Below are 23,511 nucleotides of genomic sequence, written 5' to 3'. Positions count from 1 at the left end.
TCAGTTTCACACCGTCGCGTCTCGTATGTCCGCTGGGTCGTAGCACCGACACCCGCTCCGCAGATGGTTTCATCAGCGAAAACGGGGGGAACCGGCGGATTCCGTCGCGACTTATGCAATCAGCTCGGAAAACTGTACCTCAACCCCGGCCAATGTCTCTCGCAACTGGCGCTCGAGTGCCGTGAGATCGGGCGCGTCACCGGCCCGCGCCAGCAGCGCCTTGAGGCCGACAGGTGCGGTCCCGGGGTCGAAAGCTTCCTCAATACAAAGCCTTAGCACTTGGGTGAGGTTGTGAATGAGGCGCGTGGCTGCAATGAGGCTGTCGGCCTTGGCGGCCGGGATGAGGTTCGCCGCCGCGAGCTTCTGGTAGGCGGCCAGCGTGTTCTGATCCAGCACCTCGGGGTGGTCCGCCCCGTGGATGAGTTGCAGATGCTGAGCGATGAACTCGAGGTCCACAAGCCCGCCCCTCACCTGCTTCAGGTCCCAGATGTTGTCGGTTCCCTTCTCCGCGGCGATGCGCGCGCGCATGTCGATCACGTCCTTCGCGATCACGGCCCGGTCGCGCCGCCGCATGAGGGTGTCGCGGATGGCCGCCTCCACCTTCCGGCATAGCTCGGGGGGCCCCGTGATGACGCGGGCCCGGGTGAGCGCCAGGTGCTCCCAGGTCCACGCCTCGGTCGCCTGATATTCGCGGAACGTCGAGAACTGGGCGGCGACCGGCCCCTTCTGCCCGGACGGCCGGAGACGCATGTCCACCTCGTAGAGCGTGCCTTCCGCCGTGGGCGCGGAGAGATGCGAGATGAGGCGCTGCGTGTAGCGGGAATAGTATTGGCTCGGCGCCAAGGGCTTGGCGCCGTCGGACTGGATGGCCGAGGGGTCGAAGTCATAGATCACAATGAGATCGAGATCGGAGGAGGCCGTCATCTCGCGTCCGCCGAGCTTGCCCATCGCGACGACCACGGCACCGCCGCCGGGAACGTGTCCGTGCGCCCGCTCCAGCTCCTTCTCCACGTCCTCCGCCAGCGCCGCGATCAGCCGCTCGGCCAGAAGTGCGTAAGCGTTGCCCGCCTCGCTCGCGTTGATGGAGCCCGAGAGCACCTTTACGCCGATGAGAAAAGCCTGCTCGCTGCCCACCACGCGGGCGCGGTCGAGCACATCCTGGGCGTCGCGCGCGGTGGCGAGCTCCGCGGCGATCAGCCGGTCGAGCTCATCCGCATCGGGAAGCTTGGCGAACGTCCTGGGATCGATCACTGCGTCGAGCAGACGGCGGCGGCGGGACAGGATGCGTGAGAGGCGCGGCGCGGTGCCCATGATGTCGGCCACCAGCCGCATCAGCGCAGGATTGGCCTTGAGCAGCGAGAAGAGCTGCACGCCACCCGGCAGCTCGGCCAGGAACCTGTCGAACGCAGCGATCGCGCGATCGGGATCGGCGGTGGCAGCAAAGGCTTTGACGAGTACCGGCTGCACCTCCGTCAGAAGCTCGCGCGCACGCGGCGAGCGGACTGCCGGATAGCGCCCGTGATGCCAGCCGCGAATTGCGGCGAGCACGTCTCCCGGCCGCGCATACCCCATCTTCGAGAGGGCCGCGACCGTACCCGGATCGTCGGTCTCGCCGGCGAACACGAGGTTCTCGCCGCCCGAGCTCAGCTCCGGCATCCCCTCGAACAGGCGCGCGTAGTGGCCCTGCACCCGCTCCAACACGGACAGCAGCTCGTTCGAGAACTCCGCAAGGCTCGCATATCCCGCAAACCGCGCGAAGCTTTCGAGACGCGCGTCGTCCTTCGGCACCTCTTGCGTCTGCTCGTCTGCAACCATCTGCAAGCGGTGCTCGATCCAGCGAAGATAGAGGTAGGCCTCCGTCAGCTCATCGGCGATCGCCTTCTCTATCCACCCGTTGTCGACGAGCACGCGTAACGCTTCGAGCGTGCGGCGCGTGCGCAGATTGCGCTGGCGCCCACCCGCGATGAGCTGCTGGGTCTGCACGAAGAACTCGATCTCGCGAATACCGCCGGGACCGAGCTTGATGTTATGGCCCGCAACGCCGATGCCGCCGAAGCCGCGAAACGCATGGATCTGCCGCTTCATCGCGTGGATGTCGGCAATGGCCGCGAAGTCCAGATTACGACGCCAGATGAAGGGGGCTAGTTCCGCCAGGAAGCCCTCTCCTGCTTCGATGTCTCCGGCGACGGCTCGCGCCTTGATCAGCGCGGCACGCTCCCAGTTCTGCCCGAAGCTCTCGTAGTAGAGAGCGGCCGCATCGGTCGAGAGCGCGATCTGCGTCGCGCCCGCATCGGGCCTCAGCCTCAGGTCGGTCCGGAACACGTAGCCAGCCGCCGTGCGCTCGTCGATCAGCCGCACGAGGTCGCGCGTCAGACGCACGAAGAACGTCGACGGCTCCACGCCTTCCTTCAAGCGCGCCCGCTGGCGCTCGTAGAAGATGATGAGATCGATGTCGCTCGAATAGTTGAGCTCGTGGGCGCCGTATTTGCCTACTCCGAGCACCATGTAGCCCGACGTCACATCCGGGGTCTGCTTGTCGTCGGAGATCCAGTCGCCCTTGGCGACAGCCTGGCGGAAGAGAAAGCGCACAGCGCCCTGCAATGCAGCGTCGGCGGTTTCGGAGAGAACGCGCGTCACCTCCATCACGCTCCACACGCCTGCGAGATCGCAGAGGGCGGTGAGCAGCGCCACCTCGGACTTGTAGGTCCGCAATGCGGTCATAGCCTCCGGCATCGCATCGAGCGTCAGAAGCCGCTCGGCAAGTCCGGCTGACAAGGAGGCGAAATGCTGCTCCGGATTGGAGCGGAGGATTCTCTCCAAACGCTCGGGACTGCGCGCGATCTCCGTGCGGAGGTAGGACGAGCCCGCGACGATCCCGGCCATCCACGGACGGACCGGCTCGCTTTCGAGCAAGGCGACAAGGTTTGCGAGCGCTTCGTCCCGCCGCCAGTCTTGCAGCAGAGGATCGAGGCTGGCGCCGCCCGCGGGGTCCTGGGGGCGCCGTTTCGACGTACCGAGGCGCTCCAGCAAAGTGCCTTTGGCTGCGCTGTCGCCTGCCATGCCTTCTCCCCCGCTTCTTCCCGCGAACTCGGGGATCAGACCGCCCCCTGCTCGCTTTTTATCAGTTTGTCCCTCTCCTGGGACACCACCGGCAGGGTTACCACGACCCGCAGGCCCGGATCATTATCTTCGAGACGGACAGCACCGTTATGCAGGCGCGCGACGGCCGCCACCAGGCTCAGACCAAGGCCGGTCCCCGGCTGCGTCCGGCTTTTTTCCAGCCGCACGAAGCGCCTGAGCGCCCGGTCGCGGTCCTTGGCCTCGATACCGGGTCCCCGGTCGGCGACGGAGATCTCGGCCAGTCCGCCGCTTTTACCCGCCTTGACCTCGACAATGGCGGGCACCAGACCCTGAGCGGCGCGGGCGGAATACTTGATTGCGTTGTCGGCGAGATTGGCGACAGCCTGACCCACGAGCTGGCGGTTGGCGCGGATCATGATGCCGTCCTCCGCTTGGATCGTGAGGGCGAGGCCCGCCTCCTCGGCCACCGGCTCGTAAAGCTCGGCCACGTCGCGCACGAGGCGCCCCAGGTCGAACACCTCCGCACTCTCCTCGACCACGCCTGCCTCCAGCCGGGCGATGAGCAGCAGAGCGTTGAAGGTCTTGATCAGATCGTCGGCCTTCTCGATCGTGGATTCGAGGCCTTCGCGGTAAGCCTCTCCGCCGCGCCCATCGCGAAGGGCAGCTTCCGCGCTGTTGCGCAGGCGGTTGAGCGGCGTCTTGAGATCGTGCGCAATGTTGTCGGACACCTCACGCAGGCCGTTCATGAGCTGCTCGATGCGGTCGAGCATGCCGTTCAGGCTCTGGGAAAGCTCGTCCAACTCGTCGCTGTTGCCGGCAACGGGAATGCGTCGCGACAGATCGCCGGCCATGATGGAGCGCGTCGTCGCGTTGATCACCTCGATCCTGCGCAGCACGGACCGCCCGACAGCAAGCCCCGCGACGATCGCGGCGAGAGCAAGCGCTCCGAAGCCCCAGAGGAACGTGCGTTTGATGCGCGCCGCAAGGGCGAGCTGATCGCCGATGTCGCGGCCGACGAAGAGGCGCAAGCCGGAACCGGCCGCCACGGGAATGACGACTCCCAAGCGCTCGACGCCTGGCGCATCCCCGTCGCGCGCATAGTTCACGACGCCGCCGCTGGGGCGCTCGGGGATCGGCGGCAGGCTGCGGAGATTTCCCGCGAGCTTGGCGCCGGATGCGTCCGACAGGAAATAGAGGCTGGTGCTTTCGGGGAAGCTGCGAAGCCGGATGCGCTCGGCGAGCGCGTGGGGATCGTTGGCGGCAGCTTCGCGCGCAAGCTCGGCCGCCTCGCTGCGCAGCTCCTCGACGACATGCTCCGTCAGAAGCGTGTTGGTCTGCCAGAACAGTGTGCCGACGATGAGCGCGGAGACGACCATGAAAGCAGCCGCGCTCGCCGCCGCAAGCCGGAACGCCTGCGTCGACATCGTTCTGACGACGATGTCAGAGAGCGCCGTCACGGACCATGTATCCCGCGCCGCGGACGGTGTGCAGCAATGGCCTGTCGAAGCCCTTGTCGATCTTGGATCTCAGCCGGGAGACGTGAACGTCGATGACGTTGGTTTGCGGGTCGAAGTGATAGTCCCACACGTTCTCGAGCAGCATGGTGCGCGTCACCACCTGGCCTGCATTCTTCATGAGGTATTCGAGCAGGCGATATTCGCGCGGCTGAAGCTGGATCGGCTCACCCGCGCGCGTCACGCGGTGGGACAGGCGATCGAGCACGAGGTCGCCGACGGCGTAGCGCGTCTCCTGCTCCTCGGGTACGGCGCGCCGGCCCAGGGCCTCGATGCGCGCGAGCAGCTCGGTGTAGGCATACGGCTTCGTGAGATAGTCGTCGCCACCGGCGCGGAGGCCCTTCACGCGATCGTCCACATCGCCCAGCGCGGAGAGAATCAGGACCGGCGTACGGCAACCTTCCGTGCGCAGCGTCTTCACCACCGTGAGGCCATCGAGGCGCGGCAGCATTCGGTCGACGATCAGGATGTCGTAGGTTCCGCCCTGCGCCATCTCGAGGCCGGCCTCGCCGTCGCCCGCGACATCGGCCGAATGCCCGCTCTCCTTCAGCGACTTCTGCAGGAAATGCGCTGTTTCGCGGTCATCCTCGATCACCAGCACGCGCATTGGCCGCCTCGCTTCCCTTGGCGCGCGCCGTCCCGCGCCCGCATTCTCTCTTGTCAGATACATCGAGGCGGCCCGGTTCCTCAAGAGCCGGGCCGCCTCACTTTGCGTTAGCCTTGATCGGCGGTTCAGCCTTTCTTGAGCTGGATCGGCACGATGCGCCGCTGATCCGCCGACTTGATGTAGAGCATCACCGCCTTGCGGCCGAGTTCCTTGGCCTTCTTCACGCCGTCGGCCACATCCGACGGACCGGACACGGTCGAGCCGCCGACCTCGAGGATGATGTCACCCGCCTTGATGCCCTTCTCGGCGGCATCCGACTCGGGATCGACCTCGGTGACAGCCACACCCTCGGTGCCGCTGCGCGGGGGAGCGAGCGTCAGGCCGAGCTGGTCGAGCTCGGTGCCCGACAGATCGTCCGCAGACTTACCCTGCTCGAGCTTGGCGATCTCGTCTGCCGAGCCCGGGAACTTGCCGAGGCGCACCTTGACGGTCTCCTCCTTGTTGGAGCGCCAGACCTTCACGTCGACGGTGGTGTCGGGTGCGTAGTCGGCGATCTTGCGGGCAAGATCACGGCTATCGGAGATCTTGTCGCTGTTGACCTGGAGGATCGCATCCTGGACCTTGAGGCCGGACGAGGAAGCGGGACCGTTGGGCGTCACCTCGCTCACGAGCGCACCCTTGGCTTCCGTGAGGCCAATGGCGGCTGCGGTGTCTTCATCGACGTTCTGGATCTTCACGCCGAGCCAGCCGCGGCTCACCGTGCCGCTCTTCTTGAGCTGAGCGATCACGTCCAGAGCCGTGCGAGCAGGCACAGCGAAGGCGATGCCGACGTTGCCGCCCGAGGGGCTGAAGATCGCGGTGTTCACACCGATAACCTCGCCGTTGAGGTTGAAGGTCGGGCCACCAGAGTTGCCCTTGTTCACCGCGGCGTCGATCTGGATGAAGTCATAGGGACCCGAGCCGATGTCGCGGCCGAGTGCCGACACGATGCCGGCCGTCACGGTGCCGCCGAGGCCAAACGGGTTACCGACGGCAAGCGCCCAGTCGCCGACGCGGCCCGGCTTGTCCGTGAACTTGACGAACGGGAACGTCTTCGTCGACTTGAGCTTGAGGAGCGCGATATCGGTGCGCGGATCGGTGCCGACGAGCTCGGCGTCCATCTTCTCCTGATCGTCGAAGCTCACCTGGATCTTGGTCGCGCCGTCGACGACATGGTTATTGGTCACCACGTAGCCATCAGCCGAGATGACGAAGCCCGAGCCCTGCGCCTGCGTGGGGCGCTGCTGCTGGGGCATGTTACGGAACTCCTTCGGCAGGTTCTTGAAGAACTCGTAGAAGGGGCTGTCCTCGGGAATGTCGGGGAAGCCTTCGGGCATACCCTTGCCGCCCTTGGCAACCTTGGTGCCGCCAGCCACGACCGAGATCGAGACCACCGACGGCTTCACCTTCTCGATGATGTCGGCGAAGCTCAGCGGCGCGCGGCCGAAGGGCGTCTCGACGCTGGGTGCGTCGGGCGCGAGCTGCGCCAAGGCGGGCGTCGTCGCCAGGCTGCCCAACAGGATAGCCGTAGACGCCAACGCGCCGACGGTTGCGTGCGCAAACCGGCGTCCGGTGCCATAAGACTTTGGCCCGCTCTTTGCTCCGGACATCATGTCACCGGAAATAACCATTCAAGTCCTCCGCTTGGAAAGCGCTGAAGTTAGTGTCCATGGCAGAGGTAGTCCCTTCGGCCTTACGGCTGCCTTTCGGGTACGTTAAGAGTTGGTAATGAGGCAAATTTCCCCGCTTTTCGCCGTGAGCACTGCCCACCCGACGCGCCCGAGCAGCGCGCTCTCGGGGGTGCGTATGGGGCTCTTCATCGCGGGGATCGCATACGGCTTCGCAGGTGCGTCAACCGCTTCAGCCGGGCCGCTTTTTCGTTTCGAGACACCGCGGGCGAGCGCCCTCCATCGGGTGGCAGTTTTTGGGACGGACGATCGTGTTGCTCTTCCCGCCGCACGGTCGGGGCTCAGATCATCGATCGGGCTGCTCTACGAAGGCCGCTCCCACTCCGTGTGCACCGCATTCTGTGTGGGCGAGGATGTCGTCGCGACGGCCGGGCACTGCCTGTTCCGCACCGCGGACGAACGTCCGCTTCGTCTCCAGGGCTTCGAGTTCCGCCTGCAGCCGCTCAACGGCCCCGGCGCAAGCTCGCGCATCGCGGGATCGGAGCGCGGCGCCGAAGCCCAGCACGTCGCGGCCGGCTCGCTCAAACTTCGGGTCAATCCGCCGATCGATGCGGCGAGCGACTGGGCGCTGCTGCGCATGCGGGAGCCGATCTGCAAGGGCCACGCCCTCCCCATCAGCCGGCAGCCCGAGAGCGAGCTGGTGAAGCTGTCCGCGGCCCAGCGCGTCTACCAGGTGAGCTACCATCGCGATTTCGGAAACTGGGAGCTGGCCTACGGCGCACCGTGCGCCATTCGCCGCTCGTTCAACGGGGCGGACTGGACCGCAATCTCGAAGGACTTCGTTGATGCGGGTCACGTCATCCTGCATACGTGCGACACCGGCGGCGCGTCGTCGGGCTCGCCGCTCCTCATCGACGGACCAGCGGGTCCCGAGGTGGTCGGCATCAATGTGGGCACCTACCTGCAGGCCAAGGTTCTGACGCAGCGTGGCGAGGTCGTACATCGGTACAAGTCGGAAATGGTGGCTAATACCGCCGTCGCCGCGTCCGCGTTCCGCGGAACACTGGAAGCGCTGGTGCGCGCCGAGATCCTAGCCGAAAAGCGAGACCTCAAGGAGCTGCAGCGGCTGCTCGCCCAGGAAGGCTACGACAGCGGCACACGCGACGGGGTCTACGGGGGGAAGCTCAACGCGGCCATTCGCGCGTTCGAGCGCGCCGAGGGGCGTGGTGAGACGGGGCTTGCGACGGCCGCGCTTCTCAAGCGTCTTGCCGCGCTCGATGCGCAACGGCGCGGGCGCGGACCGGTTGGGCTGCCGCCTTCCGATGTCGAGACGGGCAGCGTGGGATCGCACAACGTGACGGGCGGCACGGCGCGGCTGCCGCGCTAGGACGTCTTCGGCTCGTCGCTCTTCAGCAGCGCATCGAGCGCCGCCTGCTCCTCCGGCGTGAGCTTCGCCACCGGCTCTCTGCCCGACGTGGCCGCCGCCGCTTCCCGCGGGACGCGGAACGAATTGCGCAGGATGACGACTGCGCCCAGAAGCACGAGGAGAGGCATGAGCCAGAGCAGCACCGTCTCGGCCGAGAAGGGCGGCTTCAACAGCACGAACTCGCCGTAGCGCGCGACGACGAAATCGCGGACCTGAGCGTCCGTGTCGCCGGCCTGAAGGCGCTCCCGCACGAGGACGCGAAGATCGTGGGCGAGCGGGGCGTCGGAATCGTCGATCGACTGGTTCTGACAGACGAGGCACCTGAGGCCCGTCGAAATATCGCGGGCGCGCGCTTCGAGCGCCTTGTCCGGCAGCATCTCCTGCGGTGTCACCGCGCGAGCCGGAGCAACCGGCGTTGCGACCGCTCCTGCCAGGAGAAGACATCCGAGCAGAGCCACAAGCGCCGAGCGTTTCGATCTCGCAGTCATGGCCATCCTCACTCGGCGGGCACGCCGACAGGCGCGCGGCTGGAGCGCCGCTGGGGCGCTCCCACGCGCAGGCGCCGGTCCGACAGGGACACCGCGCCACCGAAGAACATAATCAGCGCGCCGATCCAGATGAAGCGCACGAGCGGGTGGAAGTAGAGCCGGACCGCGAACGCGCCATCGGGCTGCTGGTCACCGATCACCGCGTAGAGGTCACCGCGCCACGAAGGATGGATACCCGCTTCGGACGTGGGCTGAGGCGGGGCGTCGTAGAGGCGCTTCGAAGGCTCGAGGCGCGTGACGGGGCTGCCGCCGCGCGTGACGTCGAATACGCCGAGCGTCTCCGTGTAGTTCGGTCCCTTGGACGGTGCGGCGCCGCGGAACGCAAGCTCGTAGCCCGCGATCTCGGTGCGATCGCCCGGACGCATCAGCAGGATGGCTTCGCTCTTGTAGGCGCTGGTTCCGACGATCCCGCATACCATCAGGCCGACGCCGAAGTGCGCGAGCATCGTGCCGACGGCGGCGCGCGGAAGATTGACGAGGCGGCGGAAGGATTCCGAGAGCGGCGCCTTGCCGAGCTTGATGCGGAAGGCCGTCTCCGAAAGTGCGCCAGCCATCACCCATACGCCGATCGCAAACCCGAACGGCGCGAGCCAAGGCCCGCGCTCGGTCGCGGCGAACGAGACTACGATCACGATGAGAGCGAGCACGCCGGCGACGATCAGGCGTTCCATGGCGGCCGCGAGGTCCGCGCGCTTCCAGGCGAGCAGCGGGCCGAGGGGAAGCGCGAGCAGCAGCGGGAACATCAGCGGCACGAACGTCATGTTGAAGTAAGGCGGGCCGACCGAAATCTTGGCACCCGTGAGCGACTCGAGCGCGAGCGGATAGAGCGTGCCGACGAACACCGTCGCGCATGCCGTCGTCAGCAGCACGTTGTTGAGCACAAGGCTGCCTTCGCGCGAGATCGGAGAAAAGATTCCGCCCTGCGAGAGATCACGCGCACGATAAGCAAACAGTGTCAGTCCGCCGCCTGTGAACAGCAGCATGATGGAGAGAACGAACACGCCGCGCCCAGGATCCACCGCGAAGGCGTGCACCGACGAGAGCACGCCCGAGCGGACGAGGAAGGTGCCCATCAGCGAGAGCGAGAAGGTGAGAATGGCGAGCAGGATGGTCCACACCTTGAGCGCCTCGCGCTTCTCCATCACGAGGGCGGAGTGCAGCAGCGCGGTGCCCGCGAGCCAGGGCATGAAAGAAGCGTTCTCGACCGGATCCCAGAACCACCAGCCGCCCCAGCCCAGCTCATAGTAGGCCCACCACGATCCCATCGCGATGCCGATGGTGAGACACATCCAGGCGAGCAGAGTCCACGGACGCACCCAGCGCGCCCACGCGGCATCCGTGCGGCCCTCGATCAGGGCCGCGATCGCAAACGAGAAGGCGAGCGAGAAGCCAACGTAGCCCATGTAGAGGAAGGGCGGATGGAACGCGAGGGCCGGGTCCTGGAGGATCGGGTTCAGGCCGCGCCCATCCAACGGCGCAGGATCAAGCCGTTCGAACGGATTGGAGGTGATGAGGATGAACAAGAGAAACGCCAAAGCGATGGAGCTCTGCACGGAGAGCACATTCGCCCTCAAAGTCGCCGGCAGGTTGTTTCCGAACAGCGCGACCGCAGCGCCGAACACCGCGAGGATCAGAACCCACAGCAGCATGGAGCCTTCGTGGTTCCCCCACACTCCGGAGATGCGATAGATCAGCGGCTTCGACGAGTGGGAGTTCGCCGCCACGTTGGCGACGGAGAAGTCCGACGTCACGTAAGCGTGCGTAAGGGCCAGAAACGCGATCAGAATGAGGCCGACCTGGCTCAATGCGGCGGGCTCGCCGAAAGCCATCAGCCGCGCGTCACGCTTGGCTGCGCCCCAGGCCGGAATGAAAGTCTGGGCTGCCGCCACCAGCAGCGCCAGGATCAACGCGAAGTGTCCAATCTCGATGATCACGTGATCCTCGCTCCCATGTCCTGCGCTCTGGGTCTACTGGGTTCCCGTCTCACCGCCGGGATGGGTTGCGCCCTTGCCGAGTTGCACGCCCTTCTCCTGAAGTGCCTTGGCGACCTCCGGAGGCATGTATGTCTCGTCGTGCTTGGCGAGCACGGTATCGGCCACGAAGTGTCCGTCCGCGCCCAGCACGCCTTCGGCCACGACGCCCTGCCCTTCGCGGAACAGGTCCGGCAGGATTCCCTCGTAGGTCACCGGAACGCTCTGGAAGGTGTCCGTCACGTCGAAGCCGACGCGCGTACCCGTGCCGCGCTCGACGGAGCCGTCTTTGACCAGGCCGCCGAGACGAAAGCGGACGCCGGGCGCGATCTTGTGCTCGGCAACATCGCTCGGCGTGTGAAAGAACACGATCGACTGGCGGAATGCGAAGAGCATCAGGATGGCGGCGATCGAAAGGATGCCGACGCCAAGCCCGATCAATACTCCTCGCCGTTGTTTGCGTGTCATTTCGGACTTTCCGGCTTTTTGCCCTGGAGCCCGAGGTTCTGCTCGGACTTGTCGATCTCGTCGAGAGAGGCGCGGTCGCCGGCGAAATTCTCGCGGGCGCTCGCGAGCGCGGCAAGCGCGTCACTCTCGCGCCCTAGCACCTTATAGGCCCGCGCGAGCCTGATCCATCCTTCGAGATCCTTACCATTGTCCTTGAGGCGGTCAGCCAGCCGGTTGACCATGCTCAAGACGAATGCATCCCGGTCAGCGGGAGACATGGCCGAGACGTCGGGCATTTCACCGCTGGCCGCGGGGGGCGGCGCCGAGGGCGCAGCCTGCGCTGCAGGTGCTTCTTCGGGGATCTTCTCCCCTTTTAGCTTCCTGTTCACGAGATCGAGCCGTTCGGAAACCGCAGAGCGCCATGTGGCGTCGGCCGGTGCCTTGTCGAGGATGTCGCGATACTCCGCCGCTGCACCAGCGAGATCGCCGTCCTGCTCCTTGGCGAGCGTGAGCCACACGCGGACCTCGATGCGGGCGGGATCGAGCTCGAGCACGCGCAACGCCGCCTTGCGCACCGGCTCGGTGACGATGCCGTTCTCAGCGAGGAGCGTCGCCTCCGCGAACCCGAGAAGACGGCGCACGGTCTCGCCTTCCAGGCGATTGGCTTCCGCGAAGGCATGAGCCGCGTCGGCATAGCGGCCGAGACGCAGATAGATCGGTGCGATCACATCCCAGCCCCTGCCATCCTCGGGATGGTCGCGGAGACGCTGCTCGACTTGGGCGATGAGATTGACGATGGAGCTTGCGCCGTCTCCGCCCGTCCCGGCGGCGGTCTGCCTCTCGGAGAAGGGATGATCGGGAAGATGCGGGGAGCCGCTCAAAAGATAGAGGCCGATCCCCACGACCGGGAGCAAAGCCGTGATCGCGACGTAGATGCGGCGCGCCCGGTTGACGCTCGCGGTATCGTCGGCACTTTCGGCGGTCTCGCTCGCCTCGCCACTTGCGCGCTTGATGAGGCGCCGCGCCACCTCGGCGCGTGCGCTTTCGATCTCGCTGTCGACGACGAGGCCGCGATCACGCTCCGCATCCAGCTCGCGCAATTGATCGCGATAGACGGCAAGGTCCGCTGCCGCCGGCTCGACCACCGCGACTTGCGTCTGACGCAGCGGTCTCAGCAGCAGAGCGACCACTGACGCCGTCAATATCGCGAAGCAAACCCAAAGAAGCATCGAAAACCTTAGAAGCCTTCTAGTCCTAAGTCCCCCGGTTCAATAGGGGTGAGGAGTCAGGCTGACAAGAGGCCGACAGCGTATTGGGGTTATTTAAAGGTCGCAGGTCGTTGTTCAGGAGCAATCCCAGGCGCCGGACGGCCTTTCTGCTGCGCTGCGGAAGGCGGAAACAAGGGGGCGGGCACTCAGTTCAGCACCCTGCGCCCCAACTCCCTCGGGACTCACGCCTCAGGAACCGCGGACAGGTCACCGGCCTTAGCCCACGTTGCTCCAGGTGCCATCCGGATTGCGGCAAGCCGTTCCGCGCATGGACTGCGGGCGGCCGTCGATGAAGATCTTATGGGTGTAGTCGCGGCAATCCACCGCGCCACGCTTGTAGGGACGGCTGGGGACGACCTCGCCATAACGGCCGTTGTCCGGATTGCGCCACTGGCGCGAAACGCCCGACTGGCCACGCTCGAGCGCTTCATACTCTGCGTCCTGCGCGAGGCGGCGGTCCTGGGCGTCCATCGAGCGGCCGATCTCGCTGCCGACGATGCCGCCGACCACGGCGCCAATGGCCGTAGCTGCGATATTGCCGGTGCCCTTTCCGACCTGATTTCCGAGGATGCCGCCTGCAACGGCGCCAACAACCATGCCGGTATCGGCTTTGCTCGGACCTTCAGGTCCGCAGCCGGCGAGCCCGATCGACACCATCAGAAGCGCAGAAGCGCAAAGTGTGCGCATGAAGATCCCCGTATTGCCCGAGAGCACATCTCGTCCAAGAGCATTTGCTGGCCCACCCACTTGCCCAAGCAATGCCCAGAATGTGACTCGTCTTCAAGCACATCCAACGTACCGTTTCCACCGGGATTCAGGCGAAAATTCGGCGTTAGCCACTGGAAATTGGAGCGCCAGGTCAGGCAGACGGGAGATCCACCTCCACGCGCAGCCCGCCCAGGGGCGAGCGCGCCAAAGTCAGGCTTCCCCGGTAGGATTGCACGAGATCCGTGACAATCGAGAGACCAAGTCCCGATCCCGGCTTCGTTTCATCCAGCCGGACCCCGCGCTTGCCGATGCGGGCGCGCTGCTCGTCCGAAAGGCCCGGGCCGTCGTCGTCGATGCGGATGGCCAAACGGCCGGGGGATTTACGCCCGCCGGTTGCACTCACGGCGACGTTCACCCTGCTCTTCGCCCACTTGCACGCATTGTCACAGACGTTGCCCAGAATCTCCTCCAGATCCTGCCGCTCGCCCGCGAAGCGCGCGTCCGGCGCGCACTCCACGTGGATGGCGATGCTGCGCTCGCGATGGATGCGCTCCAAGGCACGTTGCAGCGGCTCCAGCACATCCTGAACGGGCGTCGCGCGCCCGATCACGCCAACGCGCGCCGCCACCCGTGCGCGGTCCAGATAGTGATTGACCTGATCGCGCATGATCTCCGCCTGCTCGGCGATCTTTGCGCCCAGTGCCCCTTTGTCCTCGCGCGCCTCGTTTGTAATCACGGCGAGCGGTGTCTTAAGCGCATGAGCGAGATTGCCGACCTGCGTGCGGGCACGGTCGATGATCTCCTGATTGGAGGCGATCAGCGCATTGAGCTCGTCCTGCAGAGGCTCGATCTCGGCCGGCAGCTCTCCCTCGAGCTTTTCGGCACTGCCGGAGCGAACCTCCGCGAGGCCCTGCTCGATACGGCGCAAGGGCAGCAGGCCGAAGCGAACCTGAAACAGCGTCACGGTCACGAGGCCGACGCCCGTCAGGAACAGCGCGATGGTGAGGCGGGTGAGAAAATTCGCGACACGGCTTTCGAGCCAGTCGACGGGGCCGGCCACGATGATGGAATAGCGGGGCGTCTGCTCCCGCGAGTCGGGACTGTCGATCACCTCGACCATGCGAAGCCGCTCGCCCGCCGGACCAGTGGATCCCATCCAGCGCGCGCCGTTCGCGTCCGGCTTGATCTCGCGGAGGATCGGCAGCTCGAGCTTGGCGTCGCCGAGGGACGCAGAAGCGAGGCTCGGCGCGATGCCGTCCTCCACCGGCTTGATCTGCCAGTACCAGCCCGAGTGAAAATCCTCGAACAACGGCTCGTAGCGATTGGCGGGCGCGATCGGCGCCTTTTCGCCACCCATGCTGTCGACGGCGATGGAGTTCACGAGCTTTTCGAGACGGGCATCGAACGAGGCCTGCACGTCGTCGCGATAGAGCCGGTAGATTATGACGCCCGCGATCGGCAGGACGAGAAGGGTCCACGCCGCCGACGTTGCAAACAGGCGGAAGGCGAGCGACTTAAGTTTCATCGGCGGCGCCGCGGCTCATGCGATAGCCGAGGCCGCGTACCGTCTCGATCACGTCGGCCGGGATCTTCTTGCGCAGCCGCCCGATGAACACCTCGATGGTGTTCGAGTCCCTGTCGAAGTCCTGCTCGTAGAGATGCTCGACGAGCTCGGTGCGGGAGACCACACGGCCGCTGTGGTGCATCAGGTACGCAAGGAGGCGGTACTCGTGGGAGGTGAGCTTCACCTGCTGGCCATCGCAGGTGACGCGCGCCGTCTTGGTGTCGAGGCGAACGGGTCCGCACTCGATCTCGCTCTTGGCGTGACCCGAGGCGCGGCGCACCTGCGCGCGAACACGCGCCAGCAACTCCTCCATATGGAAAGGCTTGGCCAGATAATCGTCGGCCCCGGCGTCCATGCCGGAGACCTTGTCGCTCCAGCGATCGCGCGCCGTCAGGATAATGACAGGCATATTGCGGTTCGCGCGGCGCCACTGCTCGAGGATGGAGATGCCGTCCATCTTCGGCAGACCGAGATCGAGGATCACGACATCGTAAGGCTCGGTGTCGCCGAGGAAGTATCCCTCCTCGCCATCGAAGGCGGCATCCACGGCATAGCCCGCGCCGGTAAGCGCGGTGTTGAGCTGCCGGTTGAGATCTTTGTCGTCCTCTACGACGAGTATGCGCACGGGGGCTCTCAGTGTTGGTTAAGGTCGGACAGTGCGGGCGACTATAGTCGCCCGCGCCTGCCGAGCCTAGAGCACCGAGCGGAACGGCAAAAGTGTGATCGCGGCCGGCCTCCTCAGCCCTTGGCCTTGAAAAGCGCCTTGCCAATCGGCTGGGTTGCCCGTACCCGGCCAAAAATAGTCATGATCGTTCCGACCAAGGTGCCGACTGCTTGGATGGCGCCGACCACCTGCTGCCCGGCGTTCTGGACGAGATCTCCCGAGATGTCGATGCCTGTGACCGGAGCCAGCGCAGGCACGACTGTCGAAAGGATGGTCACGATGGTGCCCCAGATGGTGATGGAATGGCCCCACCATTTTCCGTTGGCCTGGGTCGAGGACGTGGCTGTCATGTCTGGATCTCCTTCGCTGTTGGGGGATGGGATGGTGTCGATCTCGGATCCGAGCGTTCGCGCGAGCTTCAGAGTTGCATCGACGCGCCGCAGCCACCCACGGCCGAAGCGCCAGAAGTGCGGCAGTGCGCGGTAGCGGCGCTCGCGGATGGCGGCGTAGGACGCGAGCGCTTCTGCGACGGAGGCCGCGGCAACGGCGGCTCTCGTCTCCGGTCCGATCTCGCCGTCGACGCTCGCGCCCACGGCTTCCTGCAAAACGCGGATGGCCGCGCCCACACCGTGGTTCACGGCAGCGTCGAAATGCATGAGCGCGAGCGGCCCGGGCAGCTCGGCGCAGTGGGCGAGATCCCAATAGCGGCGACGGTAGATTTCGCTCACGGTCTCGCGGTCGATGGCCTTGAGATCGCGGATGAGGGCCTCACGATTGGCCGTCGTGATGGCCACCTTGCGCCACGCCGCGAAGACGCCGAGCGTGATACCGTGGTTCGTAGGCCCGCCAGGGTCATGAGGATCGTCTGTAAATCCGCCCTCCATTGCGAGGACATGGATCAGTGCGCGATCGAAGACGGGCGCCAGCCCTTCGCGCTCTGCGGGCCTGACGCTGCTTTCCGCGTCTTTCTGCGGCGCGTCTTTCTGCAATGCGGGCCAGCGTACTGCGAGCAACCGGCTCTTGGGATAGCGGGTGACGGATACGGCGTTGCCCTGATTTCCACCGAGCAATACGACCGCGTCCTCGGTCTCACCGAGCCAGAAGCCGACGTGTCCCTCGGACGCATTCGATCCACGCGAGAAGACTGCAATGGCGCCCGTGCGGGGCTTTTCGAGCGCCGCACCCCACTTCAAATAGGAGCGGGCGAGCAACGACCGCGTCGATCGGATCCCCACGCGTTCGAGGCATGCGCCGCAGAACGCCGCGCACCATGCGATCTCGTCGCGCGCGATATCCGGGTGCCCCGCGTCGCGAAAGAACGCGAGAATGCGCGCGTTCTCCTTCGTGCCCGCGCGCTCGGATTGGCCGAACTCGCGCCAGGCTTCCTCGAGCCAGCGTGCTTCTTCCATCATGTCCTCGATGCTTTGGGGGTCAGACGACCGCGGCTTTCGGCGTCCCGCGTCCGCGCGTCGCGCTCATCTGGTAGACGGCGACGGAGAGCGCACTCTGCGCTGCTCCGAAATCCGCCACCTGCTCGGCTGTGGAATAGACACAGCTCTGCGCTGTCGCCGTGATCGTGCGCTTCACGGTCGACCCGCTCAGCACGTCGATCTCATAGCGCTCGCTCTCCTCGGCGAGCGGAACCTCGGCGGCATCCCAGCTGTCGCCCCCGACGCGGGTGCGACGCTTCCACGAGATCGTGATGTCTCCGCCGCCCGTGCGTGCGCCCCGTACGTGCGCGGGCGAGAGCGGCATCAGGCCCCGTCCCGTGAACGTGTGGATCTCAGTGGCGTAGGACCGATCCGCGATGTCGCGATTGGCGGGGCCGAACCTCCAATAGAGCGGCGCACCAATCTCACCGGCCGTCAGATCTACGCGCGCGATCTCGCCGCCCAGCAGCACGAATGTCGCCCCGGCAGGCAGTGCGTTCCGCATCTCGCGCTCGGTGCCGCCCTGCCCTCGCAGCAGGTTCGAAAGCTCGTAGGTCGCCTCTCCCACCAGCGTGGCCGTCTCGAACTGCAAGACCTCCCAGCCTCCGGCTTCGTTGCGGATGGCAGCTGCGTTGCGGCCCGCGAGCATCTGCAGCCGGGTGACGGACGCCAGCTCGCCGCTCGACAGGCGCACGCTGAGGCGCGCCCCGCGATCGACGACAGCGATCGGACCGGAGGGCAGCGGGTGCAGTGTCTCACCCATGATCGCCGGCGCGCTTGCGAGCGCGCGAAGAGCGTATCCGGCGTCCTCGGGAGAAGAAAAGAGCGCTACGCCGCCCGGCCACGGGCTCTGAAAAGCTGCCGCATATCCCGCTTCCGCCGGCTCATCGCCGCGCAAAAGCGGCAGATCCAGAAACTCGACGTGCGGCACACCGTCGAAAACCGTTTCGCCTCCGCCGATATCACGGGGACGCGCGGCGGCGCCCGCATAGATCTCCGGGTCGATGCTGCGCCCCTCGATCTCACGAACGCCCCGCTCGCCGATCTCGGTGACGCGTACCAGCATCGTGGTTCCGTCCTTCACGACGGACACTATGTCTCCGGGTTCGATACCGATGGCGCTCGGCGGGAGCTTGAAGAGCGCTCGCTCGCGCGAGGCCCAGGTCTCGAACAGCCAGGCGTCCGCGATCTGCGACGCGCTTTCGTGCTCGAGCACAATCGGCAGCTCGGCCCGCGCGACTCGACCACTCGCGCCCGTCAGCCGCCGCGCCTCGGAGACCGCCTGGCGATAGTCGCCGGTCGCCGCAATGTGGCTCACCTTCGCGGAAGCGGGAAGGTCGGTCTCCTGCGAGCGCGTGAGCGTCAACAGTGCATCCCCCGCCCGCTCCTCCACCAGCTCGCTCTCCGTCACGGAGAGAACCGGCGGCTCGGCGCCGCGATGGCGGAACAGGATGCGCCCCTCGCTCTCCAGGCTGTCGAAGAAGTACGCGAGCTCCAGCGGCTGCAGCGCATCACGCGGCGACATCAACCGGTCGATGACATAGCCGGGAACCACGCCCGCGAGACGGCTCGCATCATGACCCGTGATGCCGTAATCCGCGAGGATCGCGTCGACCAGCTCCGGCAGCGGCGCCACCGAGAAGCGGCCGTTCAGCCAATGGCCGAAGCGCCAGTTATCGCCGTCTCCCCACACGTCCGTGTTGTAGGGGAATGCCGGAAACGGGCGCGCATCCCAGCAGTACACGTGGATACGCGAGAGATCGACCATGCGCTGGCCGGTCACGGCCGAGACCGGGTTCTGCCCGCTCACATAGCCTTCGCTCGCAGGATCGAACGTATCGATGAGCGCTTTCAGGAAGCGGCGCTGTATAAGGTCATCCCGCGCGCCACGCGAGAAATATGGAAACGCGGATTCCGCGCTCTTCGGATCGACGAACACGTTGGGCTGGTTTGCCCCCTTATCGACGGCGGGACAGCCGATCTCCATGAACCAGAAGGGCTTTGATTGCGGCACCCAGGCCGTCGGGGATCCGCTCGGCACACCTCCCGGGCGATTGAAATGCTGGTTCTGCCACCACGACTTGATATCCTTGTAACGGAATACCCAGGGCGCACCGTGGCCGTCGGTCAAGGGCGAGCGGATCTGAGCCTCGCGATCGGCGTCGCTCGCATAGTACCAGTCGAACCCTTCACCGCCTTGCACATTGGCGCGCAGGTAGTCCTCGTCGTAGATCGAGCGTGTGCCTGCAACGTAGTCGAGGTGGCTCGTTCCATCGCGCCAATCGGACAAGGGCCAATAGAGATCGATGCCGATGGCGTCGATCGCGGAAGAGGCCCACAAGGGATCGAGGTGAAAGTAGACGTCACCCGATCCATCGCCCGGCTGGTGGCCGAAATATTCTGACCAATCGGCGGCGTAGAGCACCTTCGTCCCGGATCCCAGGACGCTCTTCACATCGGCCGCCAAAGCCACGAGGGCAGCGACGAATGGATAGGTGGAGGCCGCGCTCCGCACCTGCGTAAGCCCGCGCAGCTCCGTGCCGATCACAAACGCATCGACCCCGCCCGCGGCCTTGGCGAGGAAGGCGTGGTGCAGAACCATCCGGCGGAAGGACCATTCGGCGGGTCCGGAATAGACGACACTCCCGCCGGAGATGGAGAAGTGGGCTGTCGACGCCGTTCCAACGAATGAGGCGATCTGGCTCGCGGCCGTCGCGGTTTTGTCGGGCGTGCCCGGCCGCCCCGGCGCCGGGCTGCACGTGATGCGTCCGCGCCAGGGATAGGACGGCTGTGACGCGGCGGCGCTGTGGGGATCGGGTAAGGCGTTGCCGTCCGGCACGTCCATGAGAATGAAGGGCGTCAGCACCACGCTCATGCCGCGCGCCTTGAGATCCTGAATGGCGCCGATCACCGACGCGTCGGATGGCGTTCCTCCATAGGCCGGGCGCTCGTCCTTGGTGCTGACGAGATGCGCGGCGTTGCGCGCGAGTCCAGCCACGCTCCATGTCATGGGCGTCGTGGCCTTGGCGGCCGTCTCGACGCCCGGCTTGATCTCGCAGTATCCAGCGCGGAGGTCGGTTCCGAACCAGCTCACGACCAGCGAAACGGAGGTCGCGTTCGGCAGCGTCGCCTGGAGCTGGTCGACGGCCACGGACCAATCCGTCCCGCCCTGCCTGGTGTGGACGTTCTCGGCCTCCGACACGCCGCGGCCGAGCTGCTTGCTCACCGTGTTGGGGGCGTACACGAACTCGCCCGAGCCCGGAATGAGGACAATCCCCTTGATCTCCTCTCCGAAGGGCTCGACCGCGCGGTGCACCTCGAAGGAGAGCTGGGGAATGCGGTTGCCGTAGTCCGCCAGCGCCATATCCTCGAACACGATGTAGGCAATACCCCGATAGGCCGGCGCGAGACCCGCGCCCTCGATGGCGACGATGGTCGGGTCGGGGAGCTGTGCTTCCGTTCCCAGGTAAACGCGATGGCGGACCTGCGCGAGGTCTAGCTCAGCGCCATCCACCCAGACGCGCCCGATGCCATTGATGGGCCCCTCGGCGAGCGCGACGGCGAAGCTCGCGGAGTAGCGGTATTCCACCGTCTGCGTGACGGGCGTGCTGGGGGCGGCCCCTTTCGAACTCCCTCCGGAGCGCGAGGTGATGACGCGCTCGCGAATTTCATCCGCCCAGATGATCTGTCCGCCGAGGCGCGCGCGGCCATAGAGGCGCGGAATGGGTGCGCCTTCGGTGGACGCGGTGATGTGCAGGTCGGAAAGGCGGGGTCCCTCGACCGTGCGGCGCTGCCCGGAGCTTCCGAACAGCGCATTGTCGATATAGGAGCCCGCGAACGCGCCGATCTGGCTGCCGATAGCGGCGCCGGACAGCGTGAGTCCGAGCATGGAGACGCCGGTCGGCAAAAGCGCGCTACCTGCAGCGGCTCCTGCAACGGCGAGGGCAAGCGTGGCCATCAGCGAAAGGTCCCTGGAAACGAGAAGACGGCGGCGAGACGGCGGCGCCACCAGCCGCCGAACGGAATCTCGGCAACAAGCCGGTCCTCGGTCGCGTGGATCATGGTTTGAGGCGTCGCCAGCAGGGCTGCATGCTTGGCGACGGCGCCCGGTCTCATTCGAAAAATGAGAATGTCGCCCGGTTTTGGATGCGCTGTGTCACCCAGCACGAGATGGCGGGTCGCCGCGCCGATCAGCGTTTCCTCCCCGCTCACCTCGCCCCAATCGCGCGAGTATCCAGGCGGCTCTTCCGCATCGCGCCCGTAAAGGTCCCGCCACACGCCGCGGACGAGCCCCAGACAATCGGCGCCTACGCCTTTCAAACTTGCCTGATGGTGATAGGGCGTGCCGATCCACGCACGTGCTGCGGCCACCACCGCCTCCGCGCTGTGACGGGCGGATACCTGTTCCTGCGTCATGCCCGCACCTCAGCGCGATTTGGAGCCGGGGCGGCTTACCGACGTCAGGAAATCGTTCCCCGGCATATGCGGAAAGCCGCGAAAGTTGGCGACGTTGGAAAATTTGCTGCGGCAGGTGGCGACGCGCTTGTCGCATCCTGCGGTGATCGTGAAAGTCTGTCCGGGGATCAAAGGAAGCCGCGCGGCGCTCCACAACTCGATCGTCACAACCTCTCCCGCCTTTACGTGCTGCTTCACTTCCACGGATTGGCCCGAAGCGGCGCCGGACGTGAAGGTGACGAGGCCGTGCGTGAACCAGGACGAGGCGAACGCAGTAAGACCGCTCGCCGTAAAGCGCCTCGGGCTCGCGATGCCCGAGAGCGCGCCGTTGCCGCGAAAGGCGGGATCGGCGAGCGCGATCTTGCAACGCGCATCGCCCAGATCGGCATCGCAGGCGTATTGAAACAGGCGCCCTTTTGTCTCCTGAAGCGCGTGCGCCAAACCCCGCACTTCCGCCGCGAACGCGATCCCGCTGCGCTTCACCTCGCCGAGATTTCCGCTGCGCATCAGCACTCGCTGATCCGGATCCATCCAATTCACGCGAAAGATCTCGACGGCCGCGTTGTCATAGATCCCCGCTGCCAGATCGGCTTCCGAAAGCCGATCCGACGTCATGGCGCTCGTCACCTCGAGATTGTCGACGCTGAGGCCCACGCTGTCGCGGATCTCGCTCGCGGTCATTCCGGCGGCAGCCTCAAACACGGTGCCGTCGAAGGCGAGATCATGGTCGTGATCGGTGAAGCCCAGGCGCCCTCCGTCGCGGCGCGTCAGGCGCCAGCACCAGCAGAGCGTCGTTGCGCCCGAGGCGACATGGGCTGCGAGCCCACTCGAAAGCTGCTTCATAGGCGGATCTCGACGATCGGGATATTGGGGATGGCGCCGCTTCGAAAGCCCGACAGATTGACCTCGAGCTTGTCGGTATCGAAGCGGACCGGAACATCGAACTCGAAGCCCGCGCTGACGACCGCGCCCGGTGCGGGTGGCGTGGCGAGCGTCACCACGCCGGTCGTCACATCGACGGTAAAGTGCGTGCCTGGCGTTCTCGCCGCGCCATCGACGGCAACCAGAACGCTTCCTGCCACCGGCTTCCTGATCTCGCGCGTCAAGGGCGCGTAGCCGCCGCCATAGGTCTTGCTCAACTGGAAGCTCGTGGCCGTTCCGTCTCCGAGCCCGATGGCCTGATCGACGGCGGCCGGCGCGCTGCCCGGGGCGCCGGATTTCCAGTCCGCGTGATCGCGCCAGCGGAACCCGTGAAAGCGTCCGCGCCGTTCCTCGAAGAACGCGATAACATCGTAGAGCGCGTCGATGGATTGCACGCCGTAGCCTGCGTTGTAGCTCCGGCGCGAGGCGGCCCATCGGCTGTTGCGCTCCTCGTAGCCGGAGCCCAGCACGACGACATCCGTGCGCCGCTCGGGACCGCCTTGCGCGCCGCGTGAGATGGCGGTCGGGAAGCGGATTTCATGGAAGGACATGGGAACTCCCGTGGACTAGGCAGCGGGCAGCCGGCAACTGGCAGCAGCACTGAGGCTCGAAATCACGGCTGCCTCTTGCCCGCTGCCTGCTGCCTCAGAGATTGCGTTGGCCGAGAGAGACCGCGCGCGCCAGCATGGCCGCGATCTGCGTCTCCGAACGCCGGAAGCTCTCGGCATCCTGCGCGGTGACGTTGAACGTCACGCTGGTTCCCGCCCCGCCGCGCGCCGCGATGCCGAGACGCCCATCCGGTCCGCGCGAGAGCGGCATGATCGCCTCGGCTCCTCTCTCGCCTGCGATGCCCAGGCGGCCGCCAGCGAGCGGAAACGAGATCGGGCTCTGGATCACCCCTCCGGAGGCGAACGGCACAGGCATGCCCTGCCGAACGACCCCGCCTTTCGCGAATCCTATTCCGCCCGACATCAACCCCGACACGAGATTGCCGAAGCCCTGCTCGAGCGGCTTCAACGCGGCCTTGAGCACGATATCCGAAAGACGCAACGCCAAGGTGCGCAGCACGTCACCGACATTCCGCCCTTTGATGGCGATGCTGTCGAAGGCGCCGACGAGCGCATTCGAGAACTGGCGTCCGAGGCTCGCGGCGTTGCGCAACTCCGCCGAAAGCGCCGACGTGTCGGCGTTGACGGCGACAGTCCAGGTCTCGACCGGCGACGTGAAATCCACCATGGCGA

At 66.0% G+C, this 23,511-nt stretch carries 18 protein-coding genes; 1 reads left to right on the top strand and 17 read right to left on the bottom strand.

Annotated elements, in window-relative coordinates:
- Positions 1 to 111: 111 nt before the first annotated feature.
- The 4 genes from F812_RS0113015 to F812_RS0113000 form a co-directional block, all read right to left on the bottom strand.
- Entirely contained in the window at positions 112 to 3,060 is a 2,949-nt protein-coding gene (locus F812_RS0113015) for a bifunctional [glutamine synthetase] adenylyltransferase/[glutamine synthetase]-adenylyl-L-tyrosine phosphorylase (protein WP_020086423.1), read from the bottom strand.
- Positions 3,061 to 3,095: 35 nt separating this feature from the next.
- On the bottom strand, positions 3,096 to 4,538 hold the full coding sequence (locus F812_RS0113010) for a sensor histidine kinase (RefSeq protein ID WP_020086422.1): 1,443 nt from the start codon (positions 4,536 to 4,538) through the stop codon (positions 3,096 to 3,098).
- Positions 4,522 to 5,202: a response regulator transcription factor gene (locus F812_RS0113005; RefSeq protein WP_020086421.1), complete on the bottom strand. Its 681-nt coding sequence runs from the start codon at positions 5,200 to 5,202 to the stop codon at positions 4,522 to 4,524. The genes F812_RS0113010 and F812_RS0113005 overlap by 17 nt, the downstream gene beginning before the upstream one ends.
- A gap of 125 nt (positions 5,203 to 5,327) precedes the next feature.
- Positions 5,328 to 6,854 carry a Do family serine endopeptidase gene (locus F812_RS0113000; protein WP_020086420.1) on the bottom strand — a complete coding sequence of 509 codons (1,527 nt, stop codon included), beginning with the start codon at positions 6,852 to 6,854 and terminating at the stop codon, positions 5,328 to 5,330.
- Between the two features lie 301 nt (positions 6,855 to 7,155).
- Here F812_RS0113000 and F812_RS25520 point away from each other — a divergent pair, with 301 nt between their 5' ends.
- Positions 7,156 to 8,256: a peptidoglycan-binding protein gene (locus F812_RS25520; protein ID WP_198011193.1), complete on the top strand. Its 1,101-nt coding sequence runs from the start codon at positions 7,156 to 7,158 to the stop codon at positions 8,254 to 8,256.
- Here F812_RS25520 and F812_RS0112990 read toward each other — a convergent pair.
- From F812_RS0112990 to F812_RS0112930, 13 genes are all read right to left on the bottom strand, one after another.
- The gene (locus F812_RS0112990) at positions 8,253 to 8,783 is read right to left on the bottom strand and encodes a cytochrome c-type biogenesis protein (RefSeq protein ID WP_020086418.1); all 531 of its coding nucleotides are present in this window, start codon (positions 8,781 to 8,783) and stop codon (positions 8,253 to 8,255) included. The genes F812_RS25520 and F812_RS0112990 overlap by 4 nt on opposite strands.
- Before the next feature lie 8 nt (positions 8,784 to 8,791).
- Positions 8,792 to 10,777: a heme lyase CcmF/NrfE family subunit gene (locus F812_RS0112985; protein ID WP_020086417.1), complete on the bottom strand. Its 1,986-nt coding sequence runs from the start codon at positions 10,775 to 10,777 to the stop codon at positions 8,792 to 8,794.
- A gap of 33 nt (positions 10,778 to 10,810) precedes the next feature.
- Positions 10,811 to 11,281 (bottom strand): cytochrome c maturation protein CcmE, encoded by a 471-nt coding sequence (gene ccmE / locus F812_RS0112980; protein ID WP_026868107.1) that lies wholly within the window; start codon positions 11,279 to 11,281, stop codon positions 10,811 to 10,813.
- Complete coding sequence (gene ccmI, locus F812_RS0112975) at positions 11,278 to 12,489, bottom strand: c-type cytochrome biogenesis protein CcmI (protein ID WP_020086415.1); 1,212 nt, start codon at positions 12,487 to 12,489, stop codon at positions 11,278 to 11,280. The genes ccmE and ccmI overlap by 4 nt, the downstream gene beginning before the upstream one ends.
- A 255-nt stretch (positions 12,490 to 12,744) precedes the next feature.
- Complete coding sequence (locus F812_RS0112970) at positions 12,745 to 13,215, bottom strand: glycine zipper 2TM domain-containing protein (protein WP_026868106.1); 471 nt, start codon at positions 13,213 to 13,215, stop codon at positions 12,745 to 12,747.
- A gap of 172 nt (positions 13,216 to 13,387) precedes the next feature.
- Positions 13,388 to 14,761 (bottom strand): ATP-binding protein, encoded by a 1,374-nt coding sequence (locus tag F812_RS0112965; protein WP_020086413.1) that lies wholly within the window; start codon positions 14,759 to 14,761, stop codon positions 13,388 to 13,390.
- Positions 14,751 to 15,425: a response regulator transcription factor gene (locus tag F812_RS0112960; protein WP_020086412.1), complete on the bottom strand. Its 675-nt coding sequence runs from the start codon at positions 15,423 to 15,425 to the stop codon at positions 14,751 to 14,753. The genes F812_RS0112965 and F812_RS0112960 overlap by 11 nt, the downstream gene beginning before the upstream one ends.
- Positions 15,426 to 15,538: 113 nt before the next feature.
- Positions 15,539 to 16,876, bottom strand: coding sequence for a TIGR02594 family protein (locus F812_RS0112955; RefSeq protein ID WP_020086411.1), 1,338 nt, complete (start codon positions 16,874 to 16,876; stop codon positions 15,539 to 15,541).
- Between the two features lie 19 nt (positions 16,877 to 16,895).
- Positions 16,896 to 20,852 carry a baseplate multidomain protein megatron gene (locus F812_RS0112950; RefSeq protein WP_020086410.1) on the bottom strand — a complete coding sequence of 1,319 codons (3,957 nt, stop codon included), beginning with the start codon at positions 20,850 to 20,852 and terminating at the stop codon, positions 16,896 to 16,898.
- Positions 20,852 to 21,310, bottom strand: a complete 459-nt coding sequence (locus F812_RS0112945) for an NlpC/P60 family protein (protein WP_020086409.1) — start codon at positions 21,308 to 21,310, stop codon at positions 20,852 to 20,854. The genes F812_RS0112950 and F812_RS0112945 overlap by 1 nt, the downstream gene beginning before the upstream one ends.
- Before the next feature lie 9 nt (positions 21,311 to 21,319).
- Positions 21,320 to 22,192 (bottom strand): DUF2163 domain-containing protein, encoded by an 873-nt coding sequence (locus tag F812_RS0112940; RefSeq protein WP_020086408.1) that lies wholly within the window; start codon positions 22,190 to 22,192, stop codon positions 21,320 to 21,322.
- A complete protein-coding gene (locus tag F812_RS0112935; protein ID WP_020086407.1) occupies positions 22,189 to 22,821 on the bottom strand; it encodes a DUF2460 domain-containing protein in 633 nt (210 codons plus the stop codon). The genes F812_RS0112940 and F812_RS0112935 overlap by 4 nt, the downstream gene beginning before the upstream one ends.
- Before the next feature lie 94 nt (positions 22,822 to 22,915).
- Positions 22,916 to 23,506 carry a phage tail tape measure protein gene (locus tag F812_RS0112930; protein WP_020086406.1) on the bottom strand — a complete coding sequence of 197 codons (591 nt, stop codon included), beginning with the start codon at positions 23,504 to 23,506 and terminating at the stop codon, positions 22,916 to 22,918.
- Between the last annotated feature and the right edge of the window lie 5 nt (positions 23,507 to 23,511).

The organism is Hyphomicrobium zavarzinii ATCC 27496 (assembly GCF_000383415.1).
Classification (GTDB): Bacteria; Pseudomonadota; Alphaproteobacteria; order Rhizobiales; family Hyphomicrobiaceae; genus Hyphomicrobium_C; species Hyphomicrobium_C zavarzinii.
This window is presented reverse-complemented; position numbering and strand designations above follow the sequence as displayed.